Source organism: Massilia sp. P2_C2, assembly GCF_056404615.1.
This window is the reverse complement of the sequence record NZ_JBFUDR010000249.1, coordinates 1-9,475: the sequence shown is the minus strand read 5'-3', so window position 1 is coordinate 9,475 and position 9,475 is coordinate 1. Positions and strand designations below refer to the sequence as shown.

Below are 9,475 nucleotides of genomic sequence, written 5' to 3'. Positions count from 1 at the left end.
ATCGACTTGGTGGAGTTGACGACCAGCTTTTTCGCATGGTCGCCGAAGGTGCGCTTGATGCCCTTCACTTCCGCCACGTCACCCACCGGGGTCGACGTGCCGTGCGCGTTCACATAGTGCACCTGGTCCGGGTTGATGCCGGCGTACTGCATCGCGGCGACCATGCAGCGCGACGCGCCACTGCCATCCTCGAGCGGAGCCGTGATGTGGTTCGCGTCCGCGCTCATGCCGAAGCCGACGACTTCCGCATAGATCTTCGCGCCGCGCGCCTTGGCGTGTTCGTACTCTTCGAGCACCATCACGCCGGCGCCCTCGCCCAGCACGAAGCCGTCACGGTCGCGGTCCCACGGACGCGACGCGGTGGCCGGATCGTCATTGCGCGACGACAGGGCGCGTGCCGAGGCGAAACCGCCCAGACCCAGCGGCGATACGGTCGATTCCGCGCCGCCGGCGATCATCACGTCGGCGTCGCCGTATTCGATCAGGCGTGCGGCCTGGCCGATGCAGTGCAGGCCGGTCGTGCAGGCGGTCACGATGGCCAGATTCGGGCCGCGCAGGCCGAACTTGATCGACAGGTCGCCCGAAATCATGTTGATGATCGACGCGGGGACGAAGAACGGCGAGATGCGGCGCGGGCCGCGATTGTCGTACTCCGCCTTGGTCTCTTCGATCATCGGCAGGCCGCCGATGCCGGAGCCCACGAGCACGCCGATGCGGTCGGCATTGTCATCGGTGACGACGATGCCCGAATCCTGTATCGCCTGGATGCCTGCGGCCATGCCGAAATGGATGAAGGTATCCATATGACGGCCTTCCTTGCCGGGCAGGTAGTCCTCGACGTTAAAGTTCTTCACTTCGCCCGCGAAGCGGGTCGAAAAGGGCGAGGCGTCAAACTTGGTGATGTTGGCAATGCCCGACTTGCCCGCCAGTGCTGCCTCCCACGCGTCGGCAATGGTGTTGCCGATCGGAGAGATGCAACCCAGGCCGGTCACAACGACACGACGGTTGCGTGAACTCAAGCGCTTCTCCTGAAATCCTGAAAGCTTAGGCCTTGACGTGTGCCTGTGCGTACTCGATCGCCTGGCGAACCGTCGTGATCTTCTCGGCCTGCTCGTCCGGGATTTCCATTTCGAATTCGTCTTCCAGGGCCATCACCAGTTCCACGGTGTCCAGCGAGTCAGCGCCGAGGTCGTCAACGAACGAGGAATCGATTTTGATGTCTGCTTCGGCAACGCCCAGTTGCTCAGCGACGATTTTTTTAACGCGTTGTTCGATATCCGACATGTTATGGCTCCATTAGGTATGTGTTGCGGAAAGTGCGCGCATTTTATCAGGGTTTGCGCGTTGAAAAACTATTTTCAGCGTCTGACGCTAAATCAGCTGAAACTACTGCGAACTGCCGAGATCTCTTGCAAAACCCGGCAGTCAGCATGAGTGCATCAGTTCATGTACATGCCGCCGTTCACGTGCAACTCGGTGCCCGTGATGTAGGCGGCCTGCGGACCGGCCAGGAAGGCGACCGCGTACGCGATGTCTTCCGGCTGTCCCAGGCGGCCCAGCGGGATCTGCGTCRGCAGCGCCTCGTGCTGGCCTTCGCCCAGCGCCTTGGTCATGTCGGTATCGATGAAGCCCGGCGCCACGCAGTTTACGGTGATGTTGCGGCTGCCGATCTCGCGCGCCAGCGCGCGGGTCATGCCGGCCACGCCGGCTTTCGCCGCCGCGTAATTCATCTGGCCCGGATTGCCGGCCGCGCCCACGACGGACGTGATGTTGATGATACGCCCCTGCTTCGCCTTCATCATGCCGCGCAGCACGGCGCGCGACAGGCGGCCCACGGCCGTGAGGTTGGTGGCGATCACGTTGTCCCACTCCTCGTCCTTCATGCGCATCGCCAGCTGGTCCTGGGTGATGCCCGCATTGTTGACGAGGATGCCGATCGTGCCGACGTTCTTCGTCACGTCATCGATGACGGCGGTGCATTGGGCGGCGTCGGTGACGTTCAGCACGACGCCCTTGCCGCCGAATTCGGCGAGGTAGGCGCCGATGGCTTCGGCGCCGGCTTCGGTGGTGGCGGTGCCGACCACTTTCGCGCCCTGGCGTGCCAGTTCGAGTGCGATGGCCTTGCCGATGCCGCGCGAGGCACCGGTCACGAGGGCGACTTGGTTTTGCAGGTTCATTGAGTCCTCTTCTTGTTTAACGGGGTGTGGCGCTCAGCCTTTGACGGCGGCGAGCACACGCTCCAGCGCGGCTTGGTCGACCAGGGCTTCGCCCACCAGCACCGGGTCGATACGCTTGGCCATGCCGATCAGGGTCTTGCTCGGTGCACATTCGATGACCTGGGTCACACCCTCGGCGGCCATCTTCTGCATGGTTTCGACCCAGCGCACGGGACCGGCAGCCTGGCGCACCAGGGCGTCCTTGATGGCGGCCGGATCGTTCAGGATAGCCACGTCGACGTTGTTGATCAAGTCGATCTGCGGCGCGGCAAATTGCAGGTTCCCCATGTAGTCGCGCAGCCGGTCCGAAGCGGGCTTCAGCAGCGACGAGTGAAACGGGGCCGACACGGCCAGCTTCATGGCACGCTTGGCACCCTTGGCCTTGGCGATGTCGCAGGCGCGCTCGACGGCGGCCGTGTGGCCTGCGATCACGATCTGCGTCGGCTCGTTGAAGTTGACGGCTTCCACGACTTCACTCTGGGCCGCTTCGGCGCACACGGCGCGCACGTCGTCGGCCGACAGGCCCAGCACGACGGCCATGCCGCCCTGCCCGACCGGCACGGCATCCTGCATGGACTGGGCGCGGAAGCGCACGAGCGGCACCGCGTCCTTGAAGTCGATCACGCCGGCGGCAACCAATGCCGAGTATTCACCGAGGCTGTGGCCGGCGACGACGGCCGGCGTCAAGCCGCCGGCGGCGATCCACGCGCGGTACACGGCGACGGCGGCCGTCAGCATCACGGGCTGCGTATTGGTGGTCAGGTCCAGGTCTTCCTTCGGGCCTTCGGCGATCAGCTTGCCGAGGTCCTGGCCCAGCGCTTCCGACGCTTCGGCGACGGTCTGTGCGACGACCGGGTTGCCGGCGAAGCCGTTCAGCATGCCGACGGCTTGCGCGCCCTGGCCGGTGAAAAGGAAAGCGAATTTACTCATCGATACTCCCTGTGGTGAGGGGCTCGCAAACCTACTGCGCGTTGCAGTTCCGGTCTGCGATGCTCCGCTACGGCGGACCGGCCGTACCGTAAGTACGGCTGCGCTTCTCGACCAGAACTGCCGCCGCTCGCTACGGTTTGCGAGCCCCTTTTTAGTCTCGTTGTTTTGTTATTACATGCGCGCCAGCACGGCGCCCCACGTGAAACMGCCGCCCACGCCTTCCATCATGACGTTGTGGCCCGGCTGGATCCGGCCATCGCGCACGGCGGCATCCAGCGCCAGCGGGATCGACGCGGCCGACGTATTGCCGTGTTCGTGGACGGTGACGACCATCCGGTCCGTCGACAGGCCGAGCTTCTTCGCCGTGCCCGTCATGATGCGCAGGTTGGCCTGGTGCGGGATCAGCCAGTCGATGCTGCTGGCCGGCATCTGCGCCGCCGCGAGCGCCTCGTTGGCGACCTTTTCCAGCACGGTGACGGCCAGCTTGAACACGGCCGGGCCGTCCATGTACAGGAATTTCTGGTTGGCGGCCAGGTTGCCCGGGTTCGCGGGGCCGCACAGGATGTCGCCGTAGCTTCCATCCGCGTGCAGCTTGACGGCCAGCAGGCCCGGTTCCTCGGACGCGGTCAGCACGACGGCGCCGGCGCCGTCGCCGAACAGCACGCAGGTGGTACGGTCATCGAAGTCGAGGATGCGCGAGAACACTTCCGTGCCGATCACCAATACGTTCTTCGCATGGCCGGCCTTGATGAATGCGTCCGCCGTCGACAGCGCGTAGACGAAGCCGGAGCACACGGCGCCCATGTCGAACGCGGCGCTGTTGTTGCGCATGCCGAGCTTGTTCTGGACGATGCAGGCCGTGCTGGGAAAGCTGCCGAAGAAGTCCGGGGTCGACGTGGCGACGATGATCAGGTCGATCTGCTCGGCTTCCAGGCCGGCCGCCTCGAGGGCGGCGCGGGCCGCGTTGACGGCGAGATCCGATGCGTTTTCCTCGGGGGCGGCATAGTGGCGGGCGGAGATGCCGCTGCGGGTCACGATCCACTCGTCCGAGGTTTCGATACCCTTGGCGGCGAGCTGGGCCGCCAGGTCGTCGTTGGTGACGCGCTGCCCGGGCAAATAGCTCCCGGTGCCGATAATTTTGCTGTAAGTCATTGCTAACCCTGCTGAATAGTTGAGCCTGGCGCTTCCGTGTCAGGAGCTTGCGGCAACATTTCGGCGATCAAGGTCGAGAGTTGCGCTTGCACATTATATTTCGCCGCCTCAAAAGCGCGACGAAGTGCCCATTCGTAGGCGTAGGCGTTGGCGCCGCCATGGCTCTTGAAGACCAGGCCCTTGAGACCCAGCAGGCCGGCACCGTTGTAACTTTCAGGGTTCAGCTTCTTGAGCGATTTGCGCGCCAGCAATGCGCCCAGCTTCGACATCGTGCTTTCCATGAACGTGGTCTTGAAGAAGCGCGACAGCCCCTCGATCGCCTTCAGGGTCACGTTGCCGACGAAACCGTCGCACACGACGACGTCGACGGTACCCTTGAAGATATCGTTGCCTTCGACGTTGCCGTAGAAATTCAGCACGCCGCGTTCGTGGTCGGCCCGCAGCAGCGGTGCGGTGGCCTTCACGACTTCATTGCCCTTGATCTCTTCCGTGCCGACATTGAGCAGGCCGATGCTGGGGCGGCGGTGTTCCATCGCCTCGAACAGCACGGCGCCCATGATGGCGAACTGGTGCAGGTGATGGGGCTCGCAATCGACGTTCGCGCCCAGGTCCAGCATGTACGTGGGACCGCCCTTCTGGTTCGGCAGGATCGAGCAGATCGCCGGACGGTCGACGTCGGCCATGGTCTTCAAGACATAGCGCGAGATCGCCATCAGCGCGCCCGTATTGCCGGCCGAGACGCACACGTCGGCGCTGCCGTCCTTGACGAGCTCGATCGCCACGCGCATCGATGAATCCTTCTTGCGGCGCAGGGCGACTTCGACGGGATCGTCCATCGCGACCACTTCGGAAGCGTGGCGGACGGTCAGGCGCGGATTGTCGCCCGCATGATGTTTCTTGAGTTCAGCACGGACCAGGTCTTCCTGGCCGACGAGGATCAGCTCGGCGTCCGGTTCGCGCTTGAGGAATGCGATGGCTGCCGGGATGGTCACGGAGGGGCCGTGATCGCCACCCATGCAGTCGATGGAAATTTTGATTGTCATTTGTCGGGATGAACCGCGGGCTCAGGGTCGGCCGGCGGCTGCTCGTTCTCGGCGAGGTGCAAGATGAGCTGCAATGCAGACCGAGTCAGCGGGATGGTAAATGACGGTGTGCCAGCTCCGGTTGCGACCGGCGGCACGGGTACCGCGAAAGAAAAAGCGGCGCCACGCATTCGACATACGTTGCACCGCTTTCATGGACCAAAACAGCAAGGCGTCGATTACTCGTCGTTCTTGGTCTTGAGCACTTTACGGCCACGGTAGAAACCGTTCGGGCTGATGTGGTGACGCAGGTGCGTTTCGCCGGTGGTCGGCTCGACAGCCAGGTTCGGGGCGGTCAGGAAATCGTGCGAACGGTGCATGCCGCGCTTCGACGGGGACTTCTTATTCTGTTGAACTGCCATGATGACTCCTAAACTTAAGTTCTAAAATTCTAACACATTCGACTTGCAAGTACATGCGCATCGAGTATCCCAGCAGCAATAATTCGTGAGGCGATTATTGCCGACATGCTTAACGCTGCCTTACCACGATGACTCAATACTCGAGCTGCACGCGTTTGACACGTTTTGACGCTGCGAATCCTACCTTCTAGTAGCACCCACTGCAATTCTTTTTGAAGGTCGACAAACCTACTGCGCGTTGCAGGTTCGGGCTGCGATGCTCGCTGTACTGTCGTACAGCTGCGCTTCTCGGCTACGCGCCCCGCCCAAACCTGCCGCCGCTCGCTACGGTTTTTCGACCTTCATCATTCGGATTTGAGGCTCTTCAATGCCGCGAACGGCGATACCTTCTCGGACTTGATGGCGTCCAGCAGCTTGGTATCGGGGCACACCTCGTGCTTCGGTGCCTGCGGCAGGGCCAGCAGGGCTTCATCTTCCAGCAGCTCGCGGATGTCGCAGGCATGGCTGCCGACGATCACGTCGATGCTTTCGTCGTCGAGGATTTCCTCGATCTCGTCCGCCTCTTCGTCATCCTTGCCGAGCACCAGCACGGTCGACGAATCGATCGCGTAGGGAAACGACGTCAGGCAACGCTGGCAGACCAGTTGCACGGTACCGGAGACGGACAAGGTCAGCATCGGATACCCCTGCCGGGTCTGGCCACCCTGGATGGACCAGGCGATCTCGCCGGACAGGTCGGCGCAATCGACCACCAGGCGGGTCATTTCCGCCACCGGCATGACGCCTTCACGATGCCCGTTGTTCCGACAAAACTCAAAGGCGTCGATGACAAAAGCGCTCATTTGGAAAAACATCCCCGGAAAACCTGCGATAATAGCAGGCTTCCACCCGCGCAGTCAAAGACTCCGTGCGTTTTTCGGGCAGGCACCGCGCCGGCGTGTCGGAAAACCGCTATGTTCCTGTTTTATTTATAAAAATCGATGCAAATCGCCGCCCTCCCGCGCCTCATCCTCGCATCCAGTTCCGCCTACCGGCGCGAACTGCTCGGCCGCCTGCAGCTGCCGTTCGAAGCCACAGCCCCCGACATCGACGAGACCCCGCACCCGGGCGAGACCCCGGAAGCCACCGCGCTGCGGCTGGCGCGCGAAAAGGCTGCGGCCGTGGCCCGCAAGCATCCCGGCGCCCTCGTGATCGGCTCGGACCAGGTCGCCACGCTGGACGGCGCCCAGATCGGCAAGCCGGGCGATCACGCGCGTGCCCTCGCCCAGTTGCAGGCCATGCGCGGCCGCCGCGTCGTGTTCCATACCGCCCTGTGCCTGTGGGATGGCCGCCTGCCCCCTGATGTCGCGGCGCAGGTCGCGCAGCTGGAAAATGTCCAGGTGTTCGTTTCGTTCCGCGACTTGCCCGACGCGGAGCTGGACGCCTATCTGCGCATCGAGCAACCCTACGACTGCGCCGGCAGTGCGAAGAACGAAGGCCTCGGCATCGCGCTGCTGGAACGYATCGACAGCAGCGATCCGACCGCCCTCACCGGCCTGCCCCTGATCGCCTTGACGGGCATGCTGCGCCGCGCGGGCATGCCATTCTTTAATATCCAACAATAGACCATGCCCGGTACGCTCTACCTCATCCCGAACACCCTCGGCCCGACCGACGCGGCGCCGCACGCGCTGTCCCACATCCTGCCCGAACAGGTGCAGGACATCGCCAGCCGGCTCGATTACTTCGTGGCGGAAAACGCCAGGACGGCGCGCGCCTTCCTGAAGCTGGTCGGCATCGACCATCCGCTCGCGCGCCCGCTGCAGGAAATCCGGATCGCCGAGCTGAACGTCAACACCCCGCCGCAGGCGCTGGCCGAACTGCTGGCGCCGCTGCTGGAAGGACGGGACGCCGGTCTTGTATCGGAGGCGGGCGTGCCGGCCGTCGCGGATCCGGGCGCCGACCTCGTCCGGCTGGCGCACCAGCGCGGCGTTCCCGTCCGCCCGCTCGTGGGCCCGTCATCGCTGCTGCTGGCCGTCATGGCGAGCGGCCTGAATGGTCAAAGTTTTGCGTTCAACGGCTATCTGCCGACGGACGCCGGCCAGCGCGCCAAGCGCATCCAGCAACTGGAGCAACGTTCACGCAGCGAGAAACAGACGCAATTGTTGATCGAGACGCCCTACCGCAACGGCGCGATACTGGAAGCCCTCGTGACCAGCTGCCAGCCGGGGACGCTGGTGTGCGTGGCGACGGATTTGTCGCTGGCGACGGAGACCGTGCGCACGCAGACGGCGGCGCAATGGAAGGCCCAACTCGGCGCCGGCAAGGCGCCCGATTTCCACAAGAAGCCGACCGTTTTCCTGTTCCTGGCGCAGTAGGACGTGACGCGACCGTTACGCGTGGGCACGGGGTGCCCACCCTACAAGGGCTTCAGTGCACCTCGGCGCCCAGCTCGCGCACCCAGCCGAACGCTGCCAGTTCGATCTCGCGGACCTGCTTGACGGACAGCCCCAGGTGGGCCAGCGCAGCCGCCATGTCGCGGCCGGGTCCCGTGCGTTCCAGCCCCTCCGCCACGCTCAGCATGGCGCCATAATCGCCGCCACGCTCCAGCAGGGCGGTACGGACGTCCCACGAGATCTCGACCTTGTCGAGGATCGTCCGCATCGGCACATCGAACAACGCATCCATCAGCGACATGATGCCGACCGTAAATGCCGTATTCGCGCCGGCCACATCGCCCGGACGCAAGGTCAGCGTCATCAGTTCCAGCAGGCGGCCGCGCGTCGTGGCCAATTGCAGCAGCGGCGAATTGAGTTCGACGTTCCCCTCCGGCCCGCTGTACAGCAGGATCTGCACCCAGCGCTGCAACTGGCTGCGGCCGAGCTGGGCGAGCGCCTGCGAAATCGAGACGATGCGCGGAACGCCCTTGCCCGTCAGGTGACCGTTCACGAGGCGCAGCAGGTTCAGGCTGAGCAGCGCGTCGCGCTTGACGGCCGCTTCGATGACCTCGTTATCGGCTTCCGAATGGATCAGGTCCAGCAGACGCAGCAGCACGAGTTCCGAGGGTGTGATCTTCTTGCCGGACAGGATCGCGGGGCGCGCAAAATAATAGCCCTGGAAATATTCGAAGCCGAGCTCCAGGCAGAGCTGGAATTCCTCCACCGTCTCGACTTTTTCCGCCAGCAGCTTCTGGTGCGGCCCGCTCAACGCGTGCACGAGACCGGCCAGCTCGTCCTGGCCCACGCCCTGCAGGTCGATCTTGATGACGTCCACAAGATTCCGAAGCTTGCTTACCTGCTCGGAATGGCCTATAACATCGTCGAGTGCGAACTTGAAGCCAAGCTCTTTCAGTTCCCTGACGCGGCTGAGCAGCTGCGGCGTAGGCCGGACGGTTTCCAGAATTTCCAGAATCACCTTATCGGGAGGCAGGAAGCGGACGAAATCACTCATCAACACCACTTCGTCGACATTGACGAAGGCAACCTGCTCGCCCACCACCTGGTGCATGCCCAGTTGTGACGCATGCGAGATCACGGCGGCGGTGGCGGCAGCATAATCGGTCAGTTGCGCATCCTCGTGCTCCGGCGCGGCGCGAAACAGCAACTCGAACGCGACCAGTTTCTGGTCACGTCCGAGGATGGGCTGGCGCGCCAGATAAAATTCGTCGGACGGCGTGGACGTGGCTGCCGTTGCTACCGCATGCATGTAAAACACTCCTGAGACGCGGCACGCACCATGCGCACCGGATCCGGTC

11 protein-coding genes are annotated in these 9,475 nt (G+C 63.6%); 2 read left to right on the top strand and 9 right to left on the bottom strand.

The features are described 5' to 3' along the window. The 8 genes from fabF to AC1DYX_RS23180 all read right to left on the bottom strand — a co-directional run. Positions 1 to 1,019, bottom strand: a 1,019-nt coding sequence (gene fabF, locus AC1DYX_RS23215; RefSeq protein ID WP_477263232.1) for a beta-ketoacyl-ACP synthase II, incomplete at its 3' end; no start/stop codon positions are given. A gap of 25 nt (positions 1,020 to 1,044) precedes the next feature. Continuing rightward, entirely contained in the window at positions 1,045 to 1,284 is a 240-nt protein-coding gene (acpP, locus tag AC1DYX_RS23210; RefSeq protein WP_036168404.1) for an acyl carrier protein, read from the bottom strand. 155 nt (positions 1,285 to 1,439) lie between these two features. Continuing rightward, positions 1,440 to 2,177, bottom strand: coding sequence for a 3-oxoacyl-ACP reductase FabG (fabG, locus tag AC1DYX_RS23205; RefSeq protein ID WP_477263230.1), 738 nt, complete (start codon positions 2,175 to 2,177; stop codon positions 1,440 to 1,442). Positions 2,178 to 2,210: 33 nt separating this feature from the next. Then, positions 2,211 to 3,146 (bottom strand): ACP S-malonyltransferase, encoded by a 936-nt coding sequence (gene fabD / locus AC1DYX_RS23200; RefSeq protein WP_477263228.1) that lies wholly within the window; start codon positions 3,144 to 3,146, stop codon positions 2,211 to 2,213. Between the two features lie 171 nt (positions 3,147 to 3,317). Continuing rightward, positions 3,318 to 4,298 carry a beta-ketoacyl-ACP synthase III gene (locus tag AC1DYX_RS23195; RefSeq protein WP_477263226.1) on the bottom strand — a complete coding sequence of 327 codons (981 nt, stop codon included), beginning with the start codon at positions 4,296 to 4,298 and terminating at the stop codon, positions 3,318 to 3,320. 2 nt (positions 4,299 to 4,300) lie between these two features. Continuing rightward, a complete protein-coding gene (gene plsX / locus AC1DYX_RS23190; RefSeq protein WP_477263224.1) occupies positions 4,301 to 5,341 on the bottom strand; it encodes a phosphate acyltransferase PlsX in 1,041 nt (346 codons plus the stop codon). 218 nt (positions 5,342 to 5,559) lie between these two features. Then, positions 5,560 to 5,742 carry a 50S ribosomal protein L32 gene (gene rpmF / locus AC1DYX_RS23185; protein WP_005666806.1) on the bottom strand — a complete coding sequence of 61 codons (183 nt, stop codon included), beginning with the start codon at positions 5,740 to 5,742 and terminating at the stop codon, positions 5,560 to 5,562. A 344-nt stretch (positions 5,743 to 6,086) separates the two neighbouring features. Then, on the bottom strand, positions 6,087 to 6,584 hold the full coding sequence (locus tag AC1DYX_RS23180) for a YceD family protein (protein WP_477263221.1): 498 nt from the start codon (positions 6,582 to 6,584) through the stop codon (positions 6,087 to 6,089). Positions 6,585 to 6,722: 138 nt separating this feature from the next. Between AC1DYX_RS23180 and AC1DYX_RS23175 the strand changes: the two genes are divergently transcribed. Both AC1DYX_RS23175 and AC1DYX_RS23170 read left to right on the top strand, forming a co-directional pair. Next, a complete protein-coding gene (locus AC1DYX_RS23175) occupies positions 6,723 to 7,346 on the top strand; it encodes a Maf-like protein (protein WP_477263219.1) in 624 nt (207 codons plus the stop codon). Between the two features lie 3 nt (positions 7,347 to 7,349). Further along, on the top strand, positions 7,350 to 8,099 hold the full coding sequence (locus tag AC1DYX_RS23170) for an SAM-dependent methyltransferase (protein WP_477263217.1): 750 nt from the start codon (positions 7,350 to 7,352) through the stop codon (positions 8,097 to 8,099). A 52-nt stretch (positions 8,100 to 8,151) separates the two neighbouring features. Here the strand turns inward: AC1DYX_RS23170 and AC1DYX_RS23165 are convergent, their stop codons facing one another. After that, on the bottom strand, positions 8,152 to 9,426 hold the full coding sequence (locus AC1DYX_RS23165) for an EAL and HDOD domain-containing protein (protein ID WP_477263215.1): 1,275 nt from the start codon (positions 9,424 to 9,426) through the stop codon (positions 8,152 to 8,154). Positions 9,427 to 9,475: the final 49 nt, after the last annotated feature.

What these genes read in the sequence shown, in the direction of transcription:
- acpP (WP_036168404.1), bottom strand. Translation starts at nt 1,284, where the DNA reads ATGTCGGATATCGAACAACGCGTTAAAAAAATCGTCGCTGAGCAACTG.
- fabD (WP_477263228.1), bottom strand. Translation starts at nt 3,146, where the DNA reads ATGAGTAAATTCGCTTTCCTTTTCACCGGCCAGGGCGCGCAAGCCGTC.
- plsX (WP_477263224.1), bottom strand. Translation starts at nt 5,341, where the DNA reads ATGACAATCAAAATTTCCATCGACTGCATGGGTGGCGATCACGGCCCC.
- rpmF (WP_005666806.1), bottom strand. Translation starts at nt 5,742, where the DNA reads ATGGCAGTTCAACAGAATAAGAAGTCCCCGTCGAAGCGCGGCATGCAC.
- AC1DYX_RS23180 (WP_477263221.1), bottom strand. Translation starts at nt 6,584, where the DNA reads ATGAGCGCTTTTGTCATCGACGCCTTTGAGTTTTGTCGGAACAACGGG.
- AC1DYX_RS23170 (WP_477263217.1), top strand. Translation starts at nt 7,350, where the DNA reads ATGCCCGGTACGCTCTACCTCATCCCGAACACCCTCGGCCCGACCGAC.
- AC1DYX_RS23165 (WP_477263215.1), bottom strand. Translation starts at nt 9,426, where the DNA reads ATGCATGCGGTAGCAACGGCAGCCACGTCCACGCCGTCCGACGAATTT.